Origin of the sequence: Streptomyces sp. NRRL S-1813, from assembly GCF_000719605.1 — a bacterium.
Lineage (GTDB): Bacteria > Actinomycetota > Actinomycetes > Streptomycetales > Streptomycetaceae > Streptomyces > Streptomyces decoyicus.
Map to the genome: position 1 here is coordinate 30,532 of NZ_JOHB01000031.1, position 23,160 is coordinate 53,691.

Here is a 23,160-nt window from a genome sequence, read left to right on the forward strand (position 1 = left end):
GTCAGTGCGTCAGCGCGCTGCGCTGCTGCCACTGCTCCCAGCTCTCCTGCCAGACCTCCAGGCCGTTGCCGACGTCGGTCTTGTTGGTGTTGCTGGTGCCCTTCACCTCGACCGTGGAGCCGATCGGCAGGAAGTCGTAGATCTTCTTGGCGTCCGAGGTCGTCATGCCGAAGCAGCCGTGACTGTTGTTCTCCACACCGAGCGACTTGTTCCACGGGGCGGAGTGCAGGAAGGTGCCGGACGCGGTGAGGTGGGTGACCCACTTGGAGTCCAGGCTCCACTCGTCGCCGTGGCCGATGGTGGCGGAGTCCATCGTCTCGGCCGCGTTCTTGCTGCGTACGGTGTGCACCCCGCCGCGGGTCGGGTCCTGCGGGGAGCCCGCGGAGCCGGTGATGCTGCCGACGCTCTTGCCGTTCTCGTACATGGTCAGCGTGTGCGAGGGCACATCGATGACGGCCTTGTGGTCGGCGCCGATGCGGAAGCCGAAGTTGTAGTCGCGGGCGAACCAGCCGCCGTCGTCACCGGAGTTGATCCCGGACAGTGCGCCCTTGACGGAGACCTTGGTGCCGGCCGGCCAGTAGTCCTTGGGACGCCAGTCGATCCGGTCCTTGCCGGAGTAGTCCTTGACCCAGCCCCAGGCGCCCTGCACCTTCGGCTGGGTGGTGACCTTCAGCGCCTTCTCGATGTCGGCGCGCCGGTCCTTCGCTATCGGGTGGTCGAAGAGGATCGACACCGGCATTCCGGTGCCCACGGTCTGCCCGCCGCCGGGGGTGTTGGTGAGCTTGTTGACCTTGTCGGCCCGCTCCGTGGTGAACTTCGACGTGGCGGAGGATTCCGTGCCCTGCGTCGACTTCGTCTTGGTCCGCACCGTGTAGGTGGTCTGCGGCTTGACCTTGCCGTCCGACTTCCATGACGCGCCGTCACCGGCGAGCCGCCCGGCGACCGTGCCGCCCTTGTCGTCCTTGACCTCGACCGAGGTGAGCTTTCCGCCGTCGGCCCGCACGGCTATCTCGGAGCCGAGCTTGGCCGAGGTGTTTCCGGCGGCCGGGGTGACGGTCACCTTCGCCGCGGGCTGGTCCGTCTTCGACGCGTCGGCACCCGACCCGCACGCGGTCAACAGCGTGCCCGCCGCTATCAGAGCGGGTATCAACCGGGCGGGGTGGCGACGTGATCCGGCGTACACGGGGATCCCTCCAAAGCAGAACAACTGACAGTGGCGGGGCCCGGCCCCGTGCGGGGATATCCGTCCAGGGCCGTCGATGCACCCGCCGCATGTACAGAGGGTTTGTCTGCTTCGGTGGTTGTCCGGTGTGCCGGATCATTAGGACACAGTTCGATTTCGGAGACATGAAGAAGCGGCGGGCGGCCTGCCGGCTGCCCGCCGCGCTCCCGTATGCGGCCTGCCTCAGCTGGACGGCGGTGTTTCGCCGCCTCCCGGCTGGGTGACTTCGCCGCCGTGTGACCCGCTGCTGCCCGGTGTCCCCCCGCCGGTCGTGCCGCCGGTCGTGTCCCCGCCGCTCGTGCCCTCGGAGGCGGTCGGGGGCTGCTCGCTCGGCCCGCCGGTGGAGTCGGACCCCCCGGTGTCCGCCGGTGACTCGGGGGAGGCCGTGCCGGTGTCGGAGGTCGGGGGGCCGGATGTCCCCGTCGAGGTCTCACCGGCCGACGGCGAGCCGTTCGGCGGGGACTCGGAGGCCGTGGGCCCGCTGGGGGTTACGTCCGGCGGGGCCGTCGGGGTGTCCGTGGTGCCGGTGCTGCCCTCGGGGCGCTTGAACCACTTGCCCGTCTTCGGGTCGCGCAGGACGAATTCCTTGATCTTGGTCTTTGCGGGCTTGACGACGACCGCGTTCGAGGGCTGGTATCCGGGCCACTTTGTACCGACCGTCTTCACATTGCCCTGGAGGGGAGTCGGCTCCGTGAGCGGGTTCCCGCACTTGCAGCGCACCCGCGGCACTCCGTACGAATCGACCATGACCGCCGTGCCGGCCTGGAGGACCGACTGGAAGCCGGTGGCCTTGCCGTCCTTGAAACCGTGGTTGGTGACCCGGGTGTCGTAGCCCAGCTGTAGGGGCGTCAGCGACCGCAGATAGGACGGGACCTGACCCGGCTTCTTGCCCAGGACCCCGGCGAACGCCTGGTTCCGCTCGGGGCTGCCGGTCAGATACGTGATCTGCTTCTCGACATCACAGCTCGCGCTGTTCTGGGTACCGCCGTAGAGGCCGGGCGTCGCGCCCTCGAAGGTGCTGTTCCCGCCGCCGGACGGCTTTCTGGGCTTGGCGGACGAGGTCGGGGAGGAGTCGTTCGCCGTCGACTTGGTGACCGGGTCCCGGCCGGTCGAGGCGGCCGGTTCGGCGAACACCTCGCTGGTGCCGGAGCCGCCCGGCCGGGTGAGCACCATCGTCACGATCGCCGCGGCGACCACGGCGGCCGCGATGATGGCGACCCGCGGCGCGGACCGCCACCAGGGCTTGCCGCCCCCGGCCGCGCCGCCTGCACCGCCACCCCCGCCGCGCCCGGAACCGCCGCCTCCGCCCCCGCCCCCGTCGCCCTCACCGGGGCCGCCCGGGGGAATGCGGGATCCCGGCTCGGTGGGCTCCTCCGGCGATGTCCGTCCCGGTGCCGGGCCCACCTGCGTGGGCTCGTGCGACGGTTCGGAGGACGGGCCGGACAGTGGGCCCGACGGGGGGCCGGTCGGGTGGCTGTCAGGCGGCGGTGGAGATGTCACGGGTCCCTCTTCCGACGCTGGCGGGCCATCCGGCGGTGCGAATTTTGCCCGTTTTTGTCAATGTCCAGACCATTGTGTGCCCGGGTGTGACGCCGTCCGCAAGCGGGGTGGCGCGCCGCTGCTTACGGTGGTGCGTGCATGCCGTGAGTGCTGGACATGTACAGAGTCAGGCCCTTTGTCCCGCTGTGACGGATGGCCAGAAGTCCGTGCATGTCGGCCGAGAAGTCCTTCCAGGCGGATCGTGGGTAGGCGGTCCCGTGACCGGCAGGAGAGAGCGTGAGCCAGATGCGAGGCCCTGCGCCGGACGGCTCGCCGGGCCCGGTCCGCCGCCGCGGCGCACCGCCCGCCGTACCGGCCTGGGCACAAGCGCTCGGCGCGGCCGTGGCGGGCATCGTCACCATGCTCGTGGTCGCCGCACTCGGCCTGTGGGCGGCGGGCGCGGCGGACCTTCCCGGCGGTGCGTTCCCCTCCGTGGTCGCGGCCACGGTGCTGGTCGCGGCCGGCGGTTCGGTCGGTCTCTACGGCGACGTCGGCGGCCTCGCGCAGGCCGATGCCGCGCTCGATGTCGTACCGCTGTCGGTCACGCTCGCCGGTGCGCTGGTGACCGCCGCCGTCTTCCTGCTGCCGCTGCGTCACCGGGCGGTGGCCGGCACCCGGGAGCTGCTCGCCCGGATCGCCCGAACGGCGGTGTGCTGGCTGGTGCTTCTGCTGCTGCTCACGCTCGCCGCCCGGCACAGCTTCCGGATCTCCGTCGGCAACGGCCTCGCCGAACAGCTCGGCGCCGAGCTGGGCGCCACCCCCACCCTCGGCTTCCGCGCCGATGTGGCCGCGACGCTCGGGTTCGGACTGCTGTGGGTGCTGGCGCTGCTCGTGCTGACCTTCGTCGTCTCGCGCCGGGCCCCGCTCTCCTCCCGGCTGCTGCACTTCCAGGATTCCGTACGGCCGCCCGCCTTCGCGATGCTGATGACGCTGCTCGGCTATGTCGTGATCGGTCTGGTCGCCGGCATCGTCGAGCTCTGCACCAACGGACGCCCCGCCCAGACCCTCGCCGTCATCTTCCTCGGACTGCCGAACCTCGCCTGGATGGCGCTGGGCATCGGCACCGGCGGCGCCTGGGTGGGGCATGTCGACAAGGCCATCGGGCTGCCCCTGCCGCCCGCCCTCGCCCAGGCGCTCCGCGCCGACGGGCAGCGGACCCTCGACCTCGGCTCGCTCTCCCGCTACGACGGCCGGGTCTGGTACCTGGTGGCGGCGGCGGCCGTGGTGCTGCTCGTCGCCGCCTTCACCGCGGCGGTCCGCTCCCCGGCACGGCGGCCGGCCTGGCGGCACGCCGTCGAGATGGCCGTCGCCCTGGCGCTCACCCTGCTCGTCGTCGGACTGCTCACCCGGATCTCCGCCCACTACGGGCTCTCCCTGATCGGCCTCGGAGACCTCGGCGGCGACCTGGGCGGCGAGATCACCCTCGACCCGCAACTGCTCCGGCTGGTGGGCGTCGGCCTCGCCTGGGGGCTGGTCACCGGCTTCGTCGGCAGCGTGTTGGCCCGGCGGGTACGGCATCCGGGCGAGGTACGGGAGGCGGACGAGGCGCGGGAGCCGTAGGGGGTCTTCCTGATCTCCGGTGGACCCGTGCAGTGCGGGCGCCGCAGTGCCGGGAGGCCGTGCGGCGCGGGAGCCGTAGCAGCCCCTGACTACCCCGCGCGGCCCGGGAACATCGGGGTCGCCCAGCGCGGCGGCGGCGGGGGAGCGGCGCTGCGCCGGCCGCCCGGGTCCGCCTGGGCGTCCACCTGTGTCATGGCGTGCGCGGGCGGGGTGCCCGCGGCCGCCCCGGGGGCAGCGGTCCGCCCGGCCGCACGCAGCGCGGCCACAAACCCCCGGCAGGTCTCGTAGCGGTCCTCGGGCACCTTGGCCAGGGCTTCGGCGAAGACCGCATCGACGGCCTCCGGCAGATCCGGGCGCAGCTCGGTCAGCGCCGGCGGCGGATCGTACTGATGCGCCCACAGCAGGGCCATGTCGTCATCGCGCCGGAACGGCGGCGCCCCCGTCAGCATCTCGAACAGCACGCAGGCGAGGCTGTAGACGTCGCAGCGGCCGTCCACCGGGCGGCCCGAGATCTGCTCGGGCGCCACATAGTCGAGCGTGCCGACGAACTGGCCGACGCTGGTGAACCCGGTCAGCGACAGGGACTTCTTCGTCAGCCCGAAGTCGGTGAGATAGGCGTGCTCGGGGCGGTCGCTGTCGGTGCCCTCGGCGATGAGGATGTTGCCCGGTTTGACGTCCCGGTGCACCAGGTCGTGGGCATGGGCGGCGTCCAGCGCGGAGGCGACCTGGAGGGCGATCCGGCAGGCGGTCTCCAAAGACAGCGGTCCGTCGCGGTCGAGCAGTGCCCGCAGATCCCGCCCCCGGACGTAGCGCATCGCGATGTAGAGCACGCCGTCGGTCTCCCCGGCCTCGAAGACCGGCACGATGTGCGGGTGGTCGATCGCCGCGGCCACCCGCGATTCATGGGCGAAGCGCTGGCGGAAAGTGTCGTTCCGGGCGAGCTCGGGCGCCAGCAGCTTCACCGCCACGGTACGGCCGAGCCGCAGATCTTCCGCGCGGTAGACCACCGCCATCCCGCCCCGGCCGATCTCGTCCTGGAGCAGGTACTCGGCGATCCGCCGCCCGCGCAGCCCTGAGGAGTCGGGAGTGGTGGACCGCTCCTGGCGCTGGTGGGGCGCCGCCCGCTCGCCGTTCACCGGAGGTCACCCACGGGGTTCGGTGGCTGCGGCGGGCGCTCGCCGGGGCGCACGGCCCGGGTCCGGCCGGGGTCCGGCGGGGGCGGCGGGGCCGACTGCCCGTCCGACGGACCCGGCGCCTCGGCTTCCGGCCCGGCCCCTGGACCGGCACCGTCGGGCTCGGCCCCGGCCCCGCGCTCGGCCCCGGACCCGGTCTCCGTCCCGCCCCCGGCGTCGCCCGGCGGGTCGGGGAGGGCGGCCGGTTCGGCCGGGTCGGCCGGGTCCGCCGCCCCTCCCGGCTCGTCCTGTTCCCCGGAGCCCGCCTCCGACGCCGCTCGCTCCCCCGACCGCGACGACGGCCCCGCCGTCACCGCGTACGTCTGCAACGACACCCCGTCGCAGAAGCACCACCGCTCGTGCCGTGCGTCGTACAGCCACACCGCATCGCCATCCACGACCACCCCCAGCCGGGTGCCCCGGGTGCGCCGGGTGAACGACTCGCCGTCCAGCCGACCGGCGGCCAGCTCCTCGATCAGCTGCCGGTAGCGGCTCAGGTCGCTCTCCACCGCGCCCAGCAGCGGACGGGGGTCGGCGGTCCGGGCGGCGGGCTGAGCCGCGGCCGGTGGTTCGTGCGGTACGGACAGCAGCAGCCGGCCGTCCACCCATGCCGACCAGCCGTTGGAGCACAGCGCGCGCGCCCAGTCGCCGCGGCGCTCGACGACCTGGACCGGCAGCAGCGGATCGAGCGGCGCGGTCGGCCGGGTGGTGTCCGGCGCCGTCCAGGTCGCCATCCCTTCCGGGGGGACGACATGGCTGGGGAGGAACTCGGGCGCGGTCACAGGCGGCTCCTCGGCGCTACTTGCGCATGATTTCGGGCTCGCGCCGCCGCAGCAGCTTGGTGACCACGAATCCCAGGAGCAGTGAGAGCACGATCATCATGCCCATGTTCAGCAGCCAGGTTCCCGGGCTGTGCTGGAACAGCGGGTCCGACGTTCCCTGCGGGACGAGGCGGTGCAGATCGATGGTGCCCGCCATGGCCCCGAGCGCCCACCGTGACGGCACCAGCCATGCCAGCTGCTCCAGCCCTGGTACGCCGTTCAGTTTGAGCAGCGCGCCGCAGAACACGACCTGGATGATCGCGAGGAGGACCAGCAGCGGCATGGTGACCTCCTCCTTCCGCACCAGCGCGGACACGAACAGGCCGAGCATCATGGCGGTGAAGGCCAACAGGGCCACCGCGAGGGTGATTTCGAGCAGTGGCGGCAGCAACACACCCTTGCCGCCCGGTGCGTGCAGTTGGACGCCGAACAGCGCCACCAAGGTCAGCACCACGGCCTGGACGATCGTGATGACACCCAGGACCAGCACCTTGGACATCAGATACGCCGAGCGGGACAGGCCGACGGCTCTCTCCCGCTGATAGATCGTCCGCTCCTTGACCAGCTCACGCACCGCGTTGGCGGCGCCGGTCAGCACCGCTCCCACGCACAGGATCAACAGCGCGTTGATCGCGGCCGAGCCCTTGGCGAGCGAGGAGCCGGCCAGGGCGTGCGCCATCGCCCCCATCACGAAGGGCAGCGCGACCATGATGATCAGGAAGGTCCGGTCGGCGGTCAGCGCCGCCGCATAGCGCCGGACCAGCGTGTTGAGCTGCTTGCCCCAGCTCTGCGCCTTGGGCGCGGCCACCGGTCCCCGCGGCGCCTCGGGGGGACGCAGCGGCTGATGGGAGTCGCCGGTGACATGGCGCCGGTGCAGCGGCGAGGCGCGGAACTCACCTTGCCAGTCACGGCCCTTGTCGTTCTCGAAGGCCTCGAACGCCTCCGGCCACTGCTCGTACCCGAAGTACGCCAGCGCCTCGTCCGGCGGCCCGTAGTAGGCGATCGTGCCGCCCGGCGCCAGGACCAGCAGCCGGTCGCAGACATCCAGGCTCAGCACGCTGTGGGTGACGACGATGACCGTGCGGCCGTCGTCCGCCAGGCTGCGCAGCATATGCATGACGGAGCGGTCCATGCCGGGGTCGAGACCGGAGGTCGGCTCGTCGAGGAAGAGCAGCGACGGTTTCGTCAGCAGCTCCAGGGCCACGCTCACGCGCTTGCGCTGGCCGCCCGAGAGGCTGTGGATCGGCTGGTTCACCCGCTGTTCGAGGCCCAGTTCATGGATCACCTCGTCGACCCGCGCCTGCCGCTCGGCCTTCGCGGTGTCCTCGGGGAAGCGCAGCTGCGCGGCGTAGCCGAGCGCCCGGCGCACGGTCAGCTGAAGATGCAGGATGTCGTCCTGCGGTACGAGTCCGATGCGCTGGCGCAGCTCGGCGTAGTCGCGGTAGAGGTCACGGCCGTCATAGAGCACCGTGCCGTGGTCCGCGGGGCGCAGTCCGGTCAGCGCGTTGAGCAGTGTCGACTTGCCCGCGCCACTGGGTCCGACGACGGCCAGCAGCGACTTCTCGCCCACCGGGAAGGACACCTTGTCCAGCAGCGTCTTTCTGCCCTTGTCGACCTGTACGGCCAGGTCCTGCACGTCCAGCGAGACCTCGCCGGTGTCGATGAACTCCTGGAGTTCGTCGCCGACCAGCGCGAACGCGGAGTGGCCGATGCCGACGATGTCGCCGGGGATCATCGGCGCACGGTCCACCGCCCGGCCGTTGAGATAGGTGCCGTTGTGGCTGCCCAGGTCGACGATCTCGAAGCCCTCCGGGCCCGCCCGCAGCTCGGCGTGCCGGCGGGAGACCGTGAGGTCGTCGACGACCAGGTCGCTGTCGGGCGCGCGGCCGATACGGGTGATCCGGGCGGCCGGCAGCGGCCGTACCGCGCTGGGGCTGCGGAAGGTGCGGGTGCCGGCCGGATACGAGACGGCGGAGGGCCGCTCGACCCGGGTCGGCGGCGGTGACACTCGGGGCGGTGACACCCCGGAGAGCACCGCGCACGGGCCGTCTGCGGGGTTGCCGAACCGGATCACACTGCCCGGTCCGATATCGGTCTCCTGCACCCGCCGCCCGTCGGCGAAGGTGCCGTTCGTGCTGCCCTCGTCCTCCACCGTCCAGTGGCCGGACCTGGTGCGCAGCACGGCGTGATGCCAGGAGACCCGGGCGTCGCTCATGACGAGTTCGCTCTCGGGGTCCCGCCCTACGTGATAGACGCGGCTGGGATTCATCACCTGGGTGCTGCCGTCGGACTCGACGACAAGTTCCGGTGCGGTGGGCGCATCCTGCCGCTCAGCCATACCAAAATGCTACGGCGGCGGACCGGGCCCCGCCTGTTGGCGCACACGTTGCCGCGGCATACAAAGCCCGTTCTCAAAACGGGATTTCGGTGCATGATCCCCTTTTATGTGAGCGAATACGACCGGTTACTCGCGAGAAAGGGTGCAGGTCAACTAAGGTGAACCGCTCCGATTAGTCCCACCTGTAAATTCCATGGAAATGCCGGAATTTGCCGCGCTGATCGACGGAAGTCCTGCCGAACCAGGACGCACAGTGCAGCGCAGGGCTACGTGGTGTCGGCAACACCGCTCAACGTCGGCTTTGTAAGACCCAGCCGGCCCGTCCGTCCCCGGGGATGCGACGGTGCCGGTTCCTTCTTATTCACCTACCTCGCGAAGGCAAGGCAGAGATGGCACGAGTCTCCCGACAAGAACCCCAGCAGTTCTCCCGCCAGCAGGCCCACCCCGTCGACGAGGTGCTCCCCGTCGGCAAACTCACCCTCTACGGTTTCCAGCACGTCCTCGCTTTCTACGCGGGAGCGGTGATCGTCCCGATCGTCCTCGGGAACGCCCTGGGCCTCTCCCACGAGGAGCTCGTCTATCTGATCAACGCGGACCTGCTGACCTGCGGTATCGCCTCGATCATCCAGGCCCTCGGGATCTGGAAGATCGGCGCCCGGCTGCCGCTGGTCCAGGGGGTCACCTTCACCGCTGTCTCGCCGATGATCGCCATCGGCCTGGGCGCGGGCGGCGGCACCGCCGGACTGCTCGTCGTCTACGGCGCGGTGATCACCGCGGGCATAGCGACCTTCCTGTTCGCGCCGTTCTTCAGCAAGTTGGTGAAGTACTTCCCGCCGGTCGTCATCGGCACGATCCTCACCATCATCGGCCTCACCCTGATCCCGCAGGGCCTCCAGGACGCGGCCGGCGGTGCGCAGTTGATCGGGCACCCCGGCTACGGCGATCCCAAGAACCTCGCCTATGCGCTGGGCACCCTGCTCTTCGTCCTGCTCGTGGTCCGGCTCGGGAAGCCGTACTTCAGCAGCCTGGCCGTCCTGCTCGGCCTCGTCGCCGGTACCGCGGTCGCCTGGCTCTTCGGCGATGTGGACTTCAGCGCGGTGCAGAGTGCCGACTGGTTCGGTGTCAGCACGCCGTTCCACTACGGAATGCCGAAGTTCGAGCTGTTCCCGATCATCGCCATGGTCGTCGTCATGCTGATCACGATGGTGGAGACCACCGGAGACGTCTACGCCATCGGGGAGATCACCCGTAAGAAGGTCGACAACACCACCGTCGCCAACGCCCTGCGCGCCGACGGTGTCGCCACCGTTCTCGGCGGCGTGTTCAACTCCTTCCCCTACGTGGCCTTTGCCGAAAATATCGGCCTGGTGCGGATGTCGAAGGTCATGAGCCGGTTCGTGGTGGTCGCGGCCGGCGGCTTCATGATCATTCTGGGGCTGCTGCCGAAGGCGGGCAGTGTGGTGGCCGCGATTCCGCATCCGGTGCTCGGCGGCGCCGCGATCGCGATGTTCGGCATGGTCGCCGCGGTCGGTATCCAGATCCTGGGCAAGGTGGATCTGCGCGAGGAGCGCAACGCCCTCATCCTGGCCGTCAGTCTCGCCGCCGCGCTGCTGCCCAACGCCGTCGAGCCGTTCTTCGAGCGGATGCCGGAGGACGTCCGGGCGGTCCTCAACAGCGGGATCACGCTGGGCAGTCTGACCGCCGTCCTGCTGAACCTCTTCTTCAACGTCTTCACCCGCCGCAGCACGATGGAGATCGACTGGGACGACATCGAGCAGGACGAGCCGGCCGAGGCGCACGGTCCGACGGGTGCACACGAGCCGGTCGGCGCCCCCGGGCCGGCGGGCCCGTACGAGCCGCAGAGCCCGCAGCCCCCGCAGGGCCTCTACCCGCCGGGTCCGCAGGGCCCGCAGCACCCGCACCACCCGCCGGGTCCGGCCGGACCGCAGGGCCCGCCCTGGGGGACCCCCACCCACTGAGCCGTGAACGGCCGCGGGCGGGGACGGAGCCGTATCCCGGCCCCTCCCCGCCCGCTTCCGTCGGTGCCCTCGCCGCTCCCGTCAGTGGGTGGGCACGCTGTTGAACGGCGGTGCCTCGCCCGCATCCCCGATCAGGTCCCAGAAGTGGTCGACCAGCCGGCGCAGATACGCCGAGCGCTCCGCCGCGACCTCCTTGAGCCGGGAGTCGTCGTTCCGCGCCACCACGTGCCCCATGTAGCGCTCGGAGAACTCCGCGAACTCCGCATGCATCGTGCGCAGGGCATCGCTCACCCGGGTCTTGTTCAGCGTGGTGATCTTCGCGATCGCCCCTACCTGCGCCTTCCAGCGTCCGTCGATGGCCGACCGCAGATGCCCGGCCAGCTCCTCGTTGTGGCCCATCACCCCGATCAGCTTCCGCAGCGACAGCCCCAGCGCCTCCACCAGCGCCTTGGTCTGCCGGTAGTCGCCGTTCCACTGCTGTGCCGACTCGGCCGCCCAGTACATGGCCGGGTCCATGCCGATCAGCTGCGCCAGCCGCTCCACGCTCAGCTGGCGGGCCATCCGGTGTTCGGCCAGGGTCCGGGGCTCGACGCCCATCAGCGCCGTCGGCGGACACCACAGCACATCCGCCAGGACGAACAGCTGTGACTCGGACGGCGCCTGGGTGCCGTACTCCCAGGCCTCGATCAGTTCGGGACGGACCGGCGCGCCGCACGCCGTCATGGCCTGGGCGACCTGAGCCGTGCTCAGGCCCACCCGGGCCCGCGCCGATCTGGCCTCTGCGGGGGAAAAGGGAGTGCTGTACACGTACGGGACACCTCGCTGCACCCGGTGAACGGGGGGTGCTTGGGGGGAGCGGAGATGGAGGAACCTCCAGGAGCGGGCAGATTAACAGATGGTCGATAGGTACGAATCTCCAGTTCCCCTTCGGGTCGAAGGGGTGCAGGAGCCGCGAGGGTGGATGTGCGGGAGATGTGCACTATCTGTCCGATTTCATGCCTCAACTCGCTTACTGGGTATAGCCGATTCCTCGGTGCTTACCGGGCGGTAGCGTTTCTTGAGACCACCTGGACGGCACGACGTAATAAGAGCGTTACGTGGAAGAAGGTGTGGTGTCACAGTCAGCGTCAAGGCTGGCGTTATCGACCGGCGCCGCCACGCGGTGCCGGTCGATAACACCCGACATCCGGTCCTCCCCCACAATCCGATCAGGATGGGACCCTTCATATGCGATCAGTGCTGGAACGCGCCTGTGCGTTCCGAGGCTTGGAGCCTGCCTCAGCAGCCGTGCGCCCGCGCGCCCTTGTCCGCTCCGCGGAGAGACGGACCCGAAGAGCGAGCGCGGCGTCTCACGTGTCATGCATCTGACAACCGGCTGAAGACCCGGACTGCTGCCGCCCTACAGCGGCCGGTCCGGCTCTCGCATGTCTCCTTGCACGAAAGGACGTTCCCAGGTGCTCACTTCGCACCACAACAACCCAAAGGGCTCACCCACGGCCCTGCTCGACGATGTGACCCGCCCCGCCCCCACCGCCCCCACCGCCCACGGCGACCCCGCCGATTCCCGGAGCGGCGGGCACGTCCTCGTGGTCGGCGCTCCAGGACCGCGCCGGGAGCGGCTCACCCGGACCCTGCGCGCCACCGGCCACGAGGTGAGCCAGGCCCCGCCCGGCGAGGTCGAACGGCGGATGGGACAGGCACCGCCGGACGCCATCGTCGCCCTCGACGAAGAGGGCGTCCACGGGGCCCGGGACGCGCACGGCCTCGACGTGATCCGCGAGGTCCGTACCGTCCCCGCAGGCCGGGCGCTGCCGCTCCTGATGGTGACCGCCAGGCCGGAGCCCGCCGGGGTGGCGGACATGCTGCACCACGGCGCCGACGACTGCATACCCGAGGCCTCCGACCCGGTCGAGCTGTCCGCCCGTATCGCGGCCAAGCTCCGCCGGGTCCCCGTACCGGTCGAGAACCTGCTGCGCGACCCGCGCACCGGTCTGTACTCCCACCCGCACTTCCTCGACGAACTCGCCCGCGAGTTACAGCGTCCCGAGGCTGCCCGGCACGGCGGCGTGCTCGCCGTGATCGGTGTCGCCGAGATGGCCGCCCTGGAGGCCCGGCTCGGGCCGCGGGTACGCCGCGAGGTCGCCGAACGGCTGGCCGGGGTGGCGGAGCGGCTCGGCAGCTTCTGCGACCGGCTCGGCTGGGACGAGGACGGCCGTCTGCTGATGCTGCTGCCCGGCGTCGAGGAGGAGACGGCCCGCCGCGGCCTGGAGAAGTTCGCCGCCACCGTCGCCGGCACCAAGTTCATCGTCGCCGACGAGAACGTCCGCCTCACCCCGGCGATCGGCTGGCTGCCGCTGACCGGATGCGCGGACGGCAACCGGGCCACCGGGCAGGCCCGGGACGCCGTGCAGGAAGCGCTCCGCCACCGGGACCTGCGCCCGGTCAGGTACGCACCGTGGATGCGCGGCACGCCGCACCGCCACCGGCGCCCGCCGCTCAGGGCCCTGATCCGGCCCGCCCTCTCGGCGCTCTCCCCGCTTCTGGTGCTGCTGCTCGGCGTCGCGGTGCCGTTCGTGCTCTACCAGCAGGCGTACGAGCTGGGCTTCGACCTCGGCTCCGGCATGTACTGGGTGGTGGTGGCCGGACTGGTGCTGTCCGCGCTGCTGATCGTCCTGGAGTGCCTCTTCTCGCTCGACGCGGTCGCCCGGCCCGAGACGCCCGGAGCGCCGTATCCGCCGGCCAGTGCCGTCATCGCCGCGTATCTGCCCAATGAGGCCGCGACGATCGTCGAAACGGTGGAGTCGTTCCTCCGCCTCGACTACCCCGCCGAGCTGGAGATCGTGCTGGCGTACAACACACCGCATCCGCTGCCCGTCGAGGACACCCTCCGCACGATCGCGGCCCGCGACCCGCGCCTGGTGCTGCTGCCGGTCGCCGGCTCCACCTCCAAGGCGCAGAACGTCAATGCCGCGGTCACCCGCGTCCGCGGTGAGTTCGTCGGGATCTTCGACGCCGACCACCATCCGGCCCCGTCCTCCTTCCGGGACGCCTGGCACTGGCTGTCCAACGGCCATGACGTCGTGCAGGGCCACTGTGTGATCCGCAACGGCGACAGTTCCCGGGTCGCCAAGCTGGTGGCGGTGGAGTTCGAGGCGATCTATGCGGTCAGCCACCCGGGCCGTACCCGGCTCTACGGCTTCGGTGTGTTCGGCGGTTCGAACGGGTTCTGGCGCACCGACCTGCTGGCCCGTACCCGGATGCACGGTTCGATGCTGACCGAGGACATCGACTCGACGCTGCGCGCGCTGGGCGAAGGCGCCCGGTTCGCCGTCGACCGCACCCTCATCTCCCGTGAGCTGGCGCCCACCACGCTGAAGGCGCTGTGGAACCAGCGCTCCCGCTGGGCACAGGGCTGGCTCCAGGTCTCGCTCAAGCATCTGTGGCGGGGCCTGCGCTCACCTGTCTTCACGGCGCGTCAGAAGCTGGGCCTGTTCGTGCTGTTGGGCTGGCGGGAGGTGCAGCCGTGGCTGACGCTCCAGATCCTGCCCATCCTGCTGTACTCGGCATGGAAGGCCGGCGGGCTTCAGCGGCTCGACTGGGCGGTGCCGGTGTGTGTCCTGGCGATGCTCTTCACCATGGCGGCCGGCCCGGTGCAGGCGCTCTTCGCCTGGCGGCTGGCGGTTCCCGAACTCCGCGGCCGCGGCCCGTGGTTCTGGTCGTATCTGTTCGTCTCGACCTTCTTCTACAGCCACTTCAAGAACATGGTGGCCCGGCAGGCCCATCTGAAGGAGGCGTTGGGGGACCGGCAGTGGCGGGTCACCCCGCGGGCCGCCGCGGTGAAGGCGGTGGCCCGCCGATGAGCAGCACGGACGCCGCGGCCGGCAACCGGAACCGTGCCGTCGCCGGATTCCGGGGGCTCGCCGCGATCAGCACCGTCGCCTTCCACGTCTGGCAGCAGTACTTCCGCTACGACGCCGAGGGCAGCCATCCGCCGGTCGACAACCCGGTCGTCGGCGCCGTCCTCTCCCTCGAAGTCATCGACCTGTTCTTCGTGCTGTCCGCGTATCTGCTGACGCTGTCGTACGCACGGGCCGCCATCGACGGGCGCTCGACCCGGACGGCCCGGCACTTCCTCTTCCGGCGGGCGATCCGGATCCTCCCGCTGTACGTCCTGGCGGTACTGGTCGTCTGGGCGAGCCGCAATCCGACCCTGCCGGGCAACTGGCGGGACCTGGTCGAGCACCTCACCTTCACCCATGTCTTCGACCAGCAGCGGATCTTCTACACCCTGGGCCCCACCTGGTCGCTGTCGCTGGAGGTGCTCTTCTACCTCGTGCTGGTGGCGCTCGGGCCGCTGGCGGTACGCGCCTGCCGTCCGCTGCGGCAGCGCCGTACCAGGGTGGCGGTGTGCGCGGCGGGATGTCTGTTCCTGTTCGCGGCGCCGCTCGCCTGGATCGCCGTCGCCCACTACGGGTTCGGGGTGCCGCACACCGACTGGGTGGTGTACTTCGGCCCGCAGGCCCGCTTCGGCGGCTTCGCGGCGGGGATGGGGCTGGCCGTGCTGACGGCCGCCCTCGGTGACCGGGGCCGGCTCGGCCCGCGCACCGCGCTGCCGCTGGTGGCGTTCGCGCTGGCCGGTCTGTTCGCGCTCTCCCTGGACTCCGGTCCGGAGAACTTCACGTTCACCTTCTACCACCCGATCGCCTCGGTCCTGTGGGTGGTGCTGATCTTCAGCACCCTCCATGTACGTCAACAGACCTTCTGGCAGGGCTTTTTGGCGTCCCGTTGGCTGGCCGCGGCCGGACTGATCAGCTACAGCCTCTTCATCTGGCACGAGCCGGTCATGCTCCAGCTCCACCTGGCCGGGCTGCTGCCCACCGGCCAGTCGGGCTTCCCGTTGGCGATGCTGATCGTGTTCGCGGCGGCGGTGCCGGTGGCCGCGGCGAGCTACTGGCTCATCGAATACCCGGCGAGTCTGCTGGGCCGTCTCAAGGACCACCGCGGCCGTCCGCGGGACTTCTATCCGGAGCCGGCCACCCGCTGACCGCCTTCGCCACCTCCTTCGCCGGAGATCAGCGCCCTGTGCGCGGGTCTCCGGCGAAGATCTTGTCCAGGTGGTAGTCGAGCGTGCGGCGCACCTCTTCCAGGCGGGCAACCAGAGCCTCAGAAGGCGGAGTTGGCGAACCAGCGGCTCAACAGTTCCTCGTCCCCGCGGCTCTCGAACGCGTCCGAGCCGCGGTCGAGGCGTCCGTACAGGAGCAGCAGCAGATCCGCCGCCGCTCCGCTGACGGTGGCGTCCGCGGTGGCGGTGTCCGCCGTGTCCACGGGCCGCCGCTCGGCCCGGAAGCCGTCCGGCCGCAGCCGGACCAGCCAGTCGCCGTGCGCCGCCGGGGTGTCGGTGCACCGGAAGCGCAGGGTCTCGCCGTTGCCGCGCAGGTGCGCCACCTTGGGGGCGAAGAGCGTGGCGAACGGCAGATTGACCAGGAACTCGGCCACGCCGTCCGCCGCCAGATCACGGTCGATCACCGGCCGGATGCCGACGGCGGATTCCGCGTCGGTGCGATGCACCAGCGTCTCGAACAGCATCCGCCGTACCCAGAACCTGGCATGGTGATCCGCGCCCCACGCCCACATCGGGGCATCCAGGTCGGTGACCGCACACGCTGCGGCCGCCTCGGCCGCGCTCTCGGTCAGCCAGCTGCCGTAGCCGCCCTCGTCCGCCGGCAGCCGCAGCTCCACCTCACGGCTCCGCGGTGGTTCCTGGACGCGCTGCCGCAGCAGCACGGAGAACCAGCGCTGCACGCTCCCGGTGTGCCGGACCAGGTCGAGGAGCGTCCAGCCGGGGCAGCCGGGCACCAGGGCCGACAGGTCCGCGCCCTCCAGGGCCGCCACGAACCGGGCGGTCTCCCTCGCGACCGCATCGAGGTGTGCTGCGGGGCTGACGGTCCGGCCCGAGTCATCCGAGGTGTTCATGGTGCGGTGCTTCCCGATCGTCCTGGCCCGGCGACCTCACCGGCCGGGCCTGTGCGCGCAGCCTGTCACAGCGCCTTCCCGCGCGGCGCGTCAGCCTACGTGGACCCGCGGACGCCGGGCCGGGTCGGGCTCCGCGCGGCGGAGGACCTCCCGGGCGACCGGGGCGACCTCGCCGTCGCCGAAGACCAGGAAGCGCAGCAGATGGCTGAACGGATGGCCCTCGGTCCAGTTGAAGTAGGCGTGCGGCACCTGACCGGTGTGCTCGCGCAGCTGCATCAGGACGGCGGCAATGGTGTTCGCCACACCGGCGCCCTCCACCCGCAGGATCTGCGCCCCGTACCGCTCCTCGCCCCGGACGTGCAGATCCGTGGTGAAGTCCGAGGAGTCCCTGACGGTCACCTCGAGGAAAAGCACCGGCCGGCCGTCGGGTATATGGGTCTCCTCGCGCTGGCTGTACTCCTTCTCCCGGTACTCCTCCGCGTCCCGCTCGTCGGGCTCGTTGGCGATCACCCGCAGTGGCCCGGCCGCCATCGCGGCGCCGATCAGCCGCTCGGCCGTCTCGTCGAAATCGACCTGTACGGCGCGCAGTTCGAAGGCCCGGTGGACACGTGAGGCGAACGAGGTCAGCAGGATGCCGAGGATGAACAGCAGCGCGATCTTCAGGCCGTCCGGCCGCTCGATGACATTGGTGACCAGGGTGTAGCCGAAGACGAGCGTGATGGCGCCGAAGCCGACGGTGGCCGCCCGCAGCCGCCGGTGGCGGGCGGCGACGGTGGAGGCGAACGATGCCGAGAGCATCAGCACCAGCACACCGGTCGCATACGCACCGCTCTGCTCGTCGACGCTGGCGTTGAAGAAGAAGGTGATGCCGAAGGCGGTGGCCAGGAAGATCAGCACCAGCGGACGCACCGCACGGGCCCACTCCGGGGCCATGCCGTAGCGCGGCAGATAACGCGGTACGAGATTGAGCAGTCCCGCCATCGCCGAGGCTCCGGCGAACCAGAGGATGGCGATGGTGGAGAGGTCGTAGACGGTACCGAAGGCCTCGCCCAGGTACTGGTGCGCAAGGTAGGCCAGCGCACGCCCGTTGGCCGAACCACCGGTCTCGAACTCCTTTTGCGGGATGAGCAGCGTGGTGGCCAGGCTCGACAGCAGCAGGAAGCCGCTCATGACCAGGGCCGCGGTGGTCAGCAGCCGGCGGGTGCCCCGGATCCGGCCGGCCGGGCGCGCCGCGGTGTCGGTGGCGGCGCCCTGTACCTGCGGCATGACCGCCACGCCCGTCTCGAAGCCGGACATGCCCAGCGCCAGCTTGGGGAAGACCAGCAGCGCCACACCGACGATCGCCACCGGCGAGGAGTGCTGGGCGGTCATCGCGTCCCACCAGTTGCCGATCACCACCGGGTGCGCGAGCACATTCCCGGCCGCGGTGGCCAGGACCACGACGTTCAGCGCCAGATAGGTCCCGACCAGTACGACGGCGATGCCGATCGCCTCATGGAAGCCCTTGAGGAACACCGCGCCCAGGGCGGCCAGCAGCACCAGGGTGATCCACAGGTTCGCGCCGTGCAGCAGGGGAGGGGCGAACGGGTTCTCCACGACGTGGGCCGAGGCGTCGGCGGCCGACAGCGTCATGGTGATGATGAAGTCCGTCGCGGCGAACCCCAGCAGCACCAGGACCAGCAGCTTCCCCGCCCACCACGGCAGCAGCCGCTCCAGCATGGCGATGGAACCCTCGCCGTTCGGGCTCTCCTTGGCGACCCTGCGGTACACGGGCAGCGCACCGAGCAGGGTCAGCGCGATGAGTACGAGCGTGGCGAACGGCGAGAGCAGCCCGGCCGCCAGGGCGGCGATGCCCGGCTGGTAGCCCAGCGTGGAGAAGTAGTCGACGCCCGTGAGACACATGACGCGCCACCAGGAGTGGCCCTTGTGCTCGGCCGGCGGGGTGCCGTGCGGCCCGGGGTGGCGGGCGGCCTGGCTGCTCAGTCCGTCCAGGAGCCAGGCGCGCCACCGTCGGGAGGTGGGGGTGGGGGGCGTGGGGTCCGCCTGGACAGTGGTCATGCGGGGGCGTCCTGCCGATCATCGGTCGTCGTTCGGGCAACGAGGAGCGAGTATGCATCACCAGGTCAGCGGTGCCTCGTCGCACCCCGCGCGGGGCGACATCGGCAACATCCCCCCGCCGTCAAGGCCGTGTCAGAAACCGTTCGCCGCCCGTACGCACGGCGTTAAGGACGGCCCGGAGGAGCCCCCGCACCGCCTCCGGCGCGCAGTCTGGCGGTATGGGTCCACCGCGGGTCCACGGGACCGACCGGTCCGCCGCAGGGGCCGCAGCAGGAGGTGTTCCCCGTGGCCACCCTTCACCGTCCGGCGCCCCCGCACCGTCCGTACCTCCCCTACACCCCCCGCACGCCGACCCGCACCCACCCGGCCCTGCGGATGCCGCCCGACCGCACCCTCGCCCGGGACCTCGCCCTGCCGCTGGGCGCCGTGGGGGCGGCGCTGCTGGTGACCGCTCTGATGCTGACCGGTGGGACCGCCCATGCCCCGGTCGCGCTGGCGCTGTTCGCCCTGCTGACGGTGGCCGTGTCCCTGCTCGCCCGGCCGGTGCTGCTGCCCGCCGTGGTCCTGGTGTCCTGGATGTTCTACGACGGCTTCGTGCTCAATCAGCGCTCCGACCTGGCCTTCCAGCCGCAGGACCGGACGGGCCTGCTCGTCCTGCTGCTCGCCGGTGTGGCGGGCGCGGGCTGCGCCGCCGCCGTACGGGCCGTCCGGCGGCACCCGGCCCGCTGACCGGGGCCCGGTCGCTCAGGCCGCCACCGGGCGGACCGCGGCGCTCAGCACCAGCAACGGCCCCGGTGGCGCCGACGGCAGACGGCCGCGTGCCGGTACCGGGCCGCCGCGGCCCTCCGCCGCCGGCCCGGCGTGGCCAGAAACCCGAGCCCGATACCCAGCATCCAGCTGTCCTTGGCCATCGGAATCCCGTCCTGGGTCGGCCGCAGACTCCCCTGCTGCCGCATCCCCGGGATGCGCAGATACAGACCGACCAGCCCGCCGGAGAACCCGGTCAGCGCCAGCCCGGCCAGCCGGGTCGGTACGAACGGCGCCAGCAGCGCGCCGCCGACCGTGAGTTCCGAGACCGCCAGCAACCGGGTGAACCGCTCGGCGGGAATCTTCTCCAGGAACGGATACGCCACACAGGCCATGCCGTGCACGGCCTGCGCGGTGGCCTGGTCGGCCCGCAGCTTCGACAGCCCGGAGTTCAGGATGAATGCGCCGGTGGCCAGCCGCGGGGCCAGATCACGCGCTTCGGGCAGCCGCACCATGGAGCCTCCAAGATCAGGTCTTCGGCCCCTTCACCGAGCTTAGCCAGGGGGCAACGGGGGTGCATCCGACAGCCACGCGGGCGGGCTGGGTGCCGGCGACGCCGGGCGGCTCCGCGGCCACCGGAACGGGACCCCCGTTCCAGCCCGGCGCCGATATCGCGGTCACGGCCCTCGATCAGCCCGTCCGTGTACAGCACCAGCCGGGAGCCCTCGCGCAGGGTGAGTTCCGTGGTCTCCACCGGCTCCCTGCCGCCCAGGCCCAGCGGCGGGGAGACGGGCAGGTCGGGGAACGAGACGGTGCCGTCGGAGGCGATCACGGCCGGCCCCGGGTGGCCCGCCCTGGCCAGGGTGGCCCGGCCGCCGACCGGGTCGTAGATGGCGTACAGGCAGGTCGCGCCGGTGATGCCGGTGCGTCGCATGTTCGCCCGCGCCCCCGCCGTGTCGCTGTCCCTGCCGCCCGGCCAGGTGCCCTCGTCGTCGCCCTGCTCGCCGCTGCCGGAGGCCGCCGCCTGCGCCTCGTCCGTATCGATATGGGCGACGAGTTCGTCCAGGTGGTTGAGGAGTTCGTCGGGCGGCAGGTCGAGGGCGGAGAAGCACCCGCTGGGTGCCCCCCGGGTCCTGCCGCCGCCACTCGTCCGACCTGCCCGTCCGGCCAGCGCCCGCAGTTCGGTGGAGTCCCGCAGCGTCACCACGGTCCCGGCGGGCCCGCCGTAGGGGGCGGTCGGCCGGACGTTCGCCGCGAGCAGCCGGTCGCCCGCCAGCAGTACTTCATCGGTCGCCTCCCGCCCCGAGGCCAGCAGCGCGCTCAGCCGTGGTTCCAGGCCGAGAGCCGCGACCGGGCGCCGCTCCGCGTCCGCGGGCAGTGCGAGCAGCCGCCGGGCCTCGTCGTTGGCCAGCAGCAGCCGCCCGTCACTGCCGATGATCAGTACGCCCTCCCGGACGGCGTGCAGCACCGCGTCATGGTGTTCGTACATCCGCCGCAACTCGGCCGGATGCAGCCCGTGTGTCTGCCGCCGCAGCCGACGGCTCACCCATGCCGCCCCGCCGACGACCAGCAGCAGCCCCCGGCGGCGGAGCCGACCAGCAGCGGCAGCTGGTGCAGCACCTGCTCGGACGTCCGCTGGACGCGGATCCCGACGGACACGAACCCGGCGGTCGAACCGTTCCGGTCGACGACCGGGACCGTCGTGTTCACGGCGGGACCGAGGGCCGAGGTGAAGGTGGAGGTGTGCGGCTTCGCGCTGTGCGAGGGCCGATAGGCGTTACCGACGACATGCTTGCCGATCAGACGCGTATCGGGGTGGGTCCAGCGGATGCCCGTGGGGCTGAACGCGACGATGTAGTCGACACCGGAGGCCTTGCGTGCCGCCTCCGTCTGAGGTTGCAGCAGCGCGGTGGGGTGACCGGCCGCCGGCTGCGTCGACACCGTGGCCCTCCGGCGTGCCCGCCCCGCACGCCACGGGGTCACGCTCGGCCGCTTCCTTCCTGCTGCCGCCCCGAGCGGGCGTGCGAGCCCGTGGCCTCTTCTTGCCCCTGACCTTCCCCCCTTGCGTGGCGCTCCGGCGCGGGGGTGCCGGAGCGCGGAATTGCCACGCCGCCCCCGACGGCCTGTGCAAAGGTGAGCCGCATGGAGACCACACCGGACGGGCGGCGCATTCCGCCCCCGCAAGCCGATGAACGCGCCATGCTGGAAGCCTGGTTGGACTTCCACCGTGACACGCTCGCCCTCAAGTGCGCAGGGCTGGACGACAGTCAGCTCCGCCTGGCCTCGGTGACACCCTCATCCATGTCGCTGCTGGGCCTGGTCCAGCACATGGCCATCGTCGAACGCAACTGGTTCCAGCGGGTGTTCGCCGGTCAGGACATGCCGCCGCTGAGCGAGGCGGGGGGCAAGGACGGGTTCACGCTCGCCCCGGACCGGGGGATCGACGAGGCGCTGGCCCTTTGGCGCGCGGAAGTCGCACGGAGCCGCGAGGCGACCGCCGCCGCTTCGCTGGACGACACCGGCAAGCTCTCGGGGCAAGAGGCCGCGTACCTCGGCGGCCAGGTTTCGCTGCGCTGGATCCTGGTCCACATGATCGAGGAGTACGCACGCCACAACGGCCATGCGGATCTGATCAGGGAGAGCATCGACGGCACCACGGGCCCCTGAGCCCGGACGGCCCGCCCGGCGGCTTATTGCATATCCTTCTCAGTTACGAACCCACGGCATTTAGCCTCGTCAGTGCGCGAGAGGAGAACGGCATGCGTGGGACACCTGTGGTGCTGGGCATCGAATCGTCCTGTGACGAGACGGGTGCCGGTCTGGTGCGGGACGGCCGGCTGCTGGGGCATGCCGTGGCGTCGAGCATGGACGAGCACGCCCGGTTCGGTGGAGTGGTGCCGGAGATCGCCGCCCGCCCCCATGTCCACTCGTTCACCCCGGTGGTGCACCGGGCGCTGGAGGAGGCCGGGCTGCGGATGTCCGACATCGGGGCGGTCGCGGTGACGACCGGCCCGGGGCTCTCCGGTGCGCTCCAGGTCGGTCTGGCCGGTGCGAAGAGCCTGGCGTACGCGCTGGACGTGCCGCTTTAAGGCGTGCACCACCTGGCCGGCCATGTCGCCGCCGACACCCTCGCCCACGGCCCGCTGCCCGACCCCTGCGTGGTGCTGATCGTCTCCGGCGGCCACACCTCGCTGCTGCTCGTCCGTGACCTGGCCCGCGACCGCATCGTGCACCTCGGCGACACCCTGGACGACGCCGCCGGCGAGCGGACAACGGCGCAATGGTCGCCGCCATCGGAGACCTGCTGGTCCGGGCAGGAGCCGAACCGGCCCCTCTGGACGTCTCCATCGACCCGTCAGCGCCCCTGGACCACGCGGCGCTGCATCCGGTCGCCCGTGCCGCGGCTGTGAAGGTGCCCTGACGGCACGGTTGATGACGGCGCGGTTGATGACGGTGCGCCGAGGAAGAGGGCGCGCTGAGGGAGAGGACGCTCCGAGGAAGAGGGCGCTCCGAGGAAGAGGCGCCGGAAAACCGGAAAAAGGGTTGGCGCTGCCGTACCGGGTCGGCATACGGTTGCCCTGTTCGCGACGGAGGCCCCAGGCCGCCGTAGTTGGCTGTTGAGGAATACGGGAGGTGAGTACTGATGACTGTCGCTGCGATGGGCGCTGCCCGCATCCAGAAGATCATCACTCCCGTTCCCGTGGTCTCCGGCTGACTCGACCTCACTTCTTCGTGCGCGCTGCGCACGCGG

General features: G+C 71.2%; 15 protein-coding genes and 2 pseudogenes. 7 read left to right on the forward strand and 10 right to left on the reverse strand.

Features of this window, described 5'->3' with window-relative positions; translation table 11 throughout:
• Nucleotide 1 precedes the first annotated feature (1 nt).
• Both IF67_RS0131125 and IF67_RS0131130 read right to left on the reverse strand, forming a co-directional pair.
• The gene (locus IF67_RS0131125) at nt 2–1,150 is read right to left on the reverse strand and encodes a L,D-transpeptidase family protein (RefSeq protein WP_030991325.1); all 1,149 of its coding nucleotides are present in this window, start codon (nt 1,148–1,150) and stop codon (nt 2–4) included.
• A 255-nt stretch (nt 1,151–1,405) separates the two neighbouring features.
• Nucleotides 1,406–2,626 carry a DUF6777 domain-containing protein gene (locus IF67_RS0131130; RefSeq protein ID WP_051818784.1) on the reverse strand — a complete coding sequence of 407 codons (1,221 nt, stop codon included), beginning with the start codon at nt 2,624–2,626 and terminating at the stop codon, nt 1,406–1,408.
• Nucleotides 2,627–2,998: 372 nt separating this feature from the next.
• On the opposite strand from IF67_RS0131130, the gene IF67_RS0131135 reads away from it, so the two are divergent.
• Nucleotides 2,999–4,321: a streptophobe family protein gene (locus IF67_RS0131135; RefSeq protein WP_030991329.1), complete on the forward strand. Its 1,323-nt coding sequence runs from the start codon at nt 2,999–3,001 to the stop codon at nt 4,319–4,321.
• 89 nt (nt 4,322–4,410) lie between these two features.
• Here IF67_RS0131135 and IF67_RS0131140 read toward each other — a convergent pair whose 3' ends face one another.
• The 3 genes from IF67_RS0131140 to IF67_RS0131150 are packed head-to-tail and all read right to left on the reverse strand — an operon-like array spanning nt 4,411 to nt 8,652.
• Nucleotides 4,411–5,457 (reverse strand): serine/threonine-protein kinase, encoded by a 1,047-nt coding sequence (locus IF67_RS0131140; protein ID WP_030991330.1) that lies wholly within the window; start codon nt 5,455–5,457, stop codon nt 4,411–4,413.
• Complete coding sequence (locus tag IF67_RS0131145) at nt 5,454–6,275, reverse strand: hypothetical protein (RefSeq protein ID WP_030991332.1); 822 nt, start codon at nt 6,273–6,275, stop codon at nt 5,454–5,456. Before IF67_RS0131145 ends, IF67_RS0131140 begins: the two co-directional genes overlap by 4 nt.
• A 16-nt stretch (nt 6,276–6,291) precedes the next feature.
• Nucleotides 6,292–8,652: an FHA domain-containing protein gene (locus IF67_RS0131150; protein WP_030991333.1), complete on the reverse strand. Its 2,361-nt coding sequence runs from the start codon at nt 8,650–8,652 to the stop codon at nt 6,292–6,294.
• Nucleotides 8,653–9,041: 389 nt separating this feature from the next.
• On the opposite strand from IF67_RS0131150, the gene IF67_RS0131155 reads away from it, so the two are divergent.
• Nucleotides 9,042–10,631, forward strand: coding sequence for a nucleobase:cation symporter-2 family protein (locus tag IF67_RS0131155; RefSeq protein ID WP_037840092.1), 1,590 nt, complete (start codon nt 9,042–9,044; stop codon nt 10,629–10,631).
• Between the two features lie 81 nt (nt 10,632–10,712).
• Here the strand turns inward: IF67_RS0131155 and IF67_RS0131160 are convergent, their stop codons facing one another.
• Complete coding sequence (locus IF67_RS0131160) at nt 10,713–11,438, reverse strand: hypothetical protein (protein WP_030991338.1); 726 nt, start codon at nt 11,436–11,438, stop codon at nt 10,713–10,715.
• A 647-nt stretch (nt 11,439–12,085) separates the two neighbouring features.
• Here IF67_RS0131160 and IF67_RS0131165 point away from each other — a divergent pair.
• Nucleotides 12,086–14,491 carry a glycosyltransferase gene (locus IF67_RS0131165; RefSeq protein ID WP_037840094.1) on the forward strand — a complete coding sequence of 802 codons (2,406 nt, stop codon included), beginning with the start codon at nt 12,086–12,088 and terminating at the stop codon, nt 14,489–14,491.
• Nucleotides 14,488–15,675 carry an acyltransferase family protein gene (locus tag IF67_RS0131170; RefSeq protein ID WP_234341440.1) on the forward strand — a complete coding sequence of 396 codons (1,188 nt, stop codon included), beginning with the start codon at nt 14,488–14,490 and terminating at the stop codon, nt 15,673–15,675. The genes IF67_RS0131165 and IF67_RS0131170 overlap by 4 nt, the downstream gene beginning before the upstream one ends.
• 119 nt (nt 15,676–15,794) lie before the next feature.
• Here IF67_RS0131170 and IF67_RS0131175 read toward each other — a convergent pair whose 3' ends face one another.
• Together IF67_RS0131175 and IF67_RS0131180 are read right to left on the reverse strand one after the other, a co-directional pair.
• A complete protein-coding gene (locus tag IF67_RS0131175; protein WP_030991342.1) occupies nt 15,795–16,604 on the reverse strand; it encodes a maleylpyruvate isomerase family mycothiol-dependent enzyme in 810 nt (269 codons plus the stop codon).
• Nucleotides 16,605–16,694: 90 nt separating this feature from the next.
• Complete coding sequence (locus IF67_RS0131180; RefSeq protein ID WP_030991344.1) at nt 16,695–18,662, reverse strand: APC family permease; 1,968 nt, start codon at nt 18,660–18,662, stop codon at nt 16,695–16,697.
• Nucleotides 18,663–18,947: 285 nt separating this feature from the next.
• Here IF67_RS0131180 and IF67_RS0131185 point away from each other — a divergent pair, with 285 nt between their 5' ends.
• Nucleotides 18,948–19,391, forward strand: a complete 444-nt coding sequence (locus tag IF67_RS0131185) for a DUF4118 domain-containing protein (RefSeq protein WP_234341441.1) — start codon at nt 18,948–18,950, stop codon at nt 19,389–19,391.
• A 44-nt stretch (nt 19,392–19,435) separates the two neighbouring features.
• On the opposite strand, the gene IF67_RS0131190 is transcribed toward IF67_RS0131185, so the two are convergent.
• Both IF67_RS0131190 and IF67_RS39635 read right to left on the reverse strand, forming a co-directional pair.
• Nucleotides 19,436–19,924, reverse strand: a complete 489-nt coding sequence (locus IF67_RS0131190) for a hypothetical protein (protein WP_030991347.1) — start codon at nt 19,922–19,924, stop codon at nt 19,436–19,438.
• A gap of 155 nt (nt 19,925–20,079) precedes the next feature.
• Nucleotides 20,080–21,323 (reverse strand): annotated as a pseudogene (locus IF67_RS39635) (SpoIIE family protein phosphatase); the annotation flags it as partial.
• A 228-nt stretch (nt 21,324–21,551) separates the two neighbouring features.
• Here IF67_RS39635 and IF67_RS0131200 point away from each other — a divergent pair.
• A complete protein-coding gene (locus tag IF67_RS0131200; RefSeq protein WP_030991349.1) occupies nt 21,552–22,076 on the forward strand; it encodes a DinB family protein in 525 nt (174 codons plus the stop codon).
• A 92-nt stretch (nt 22,077–22,168) separates the two neighbouring features.
• A pseudogene (locus tag IF67_RS39640) lies at nt 22,169–22,830 on the forward strand (tRNA (adenosine(37)-N6)-threonylcarbamoyltransferase complex transferase subunit TsaD).
• The last annotated feature ends 330 nt before the right edge of the window (nt 22,831–23,160 follow it).

Excerpts from the sequence above, each read along its gene's own strand:
- IF67_RS0131170 (WP_234341440.1), top strand. The coding sequence starts at position 14,488 with ATGAGCAGCACGGACGCCGCGGCCGGCAACCGGAACCGTGCCGTCGCC.
- IF67_RS0131200 (WP_030991349.1), top strand. The coding sequence starts at position 21,552 with ATGGAGACCACACCGGACGGGCGGCGCATTCCGCCCCCGCAAGCCGAT.
- IF67_RS0131175 (WP_030991342.1), bottom strand. The coding sequence starts at position 16,604 with ATGAACACCTCGGATGACTCGGGCCGGACCGTCAGCCCCGCAGCACAC.
- IF67_RS0131190 (WP_030991347.1), bottom strand. The coding sequence starts at position 19,924 with ATGGTGCGGCTGCCCGAAGCGCGTGATCTGGCCCCGCGGCTGGCCACC.
- IF67_RS0131180 (WP_030991344.1), bottom strand. The coding sequence starts at position 18,662 with ATGACCACTGTCCAGGCGGACCCCACGCCCCCCACCCCCACCTCCCGA.
- IF67_RS0131150 (WP_030991333.1), bottom strand. The coding sequence starts at position 8,652 with ATGGCTGAGCGGCAGGATGCGCCCACCGCACCGGAACTTGTCGTCGAG.
- IF67_RS0131155 (WP_037840092.1), top strand. The coding sequence starts at position 9,042 with ATGGCACGAGTCTCCCGACAAGAACCCCAGCAGTTCTCCCGCCAGCAG.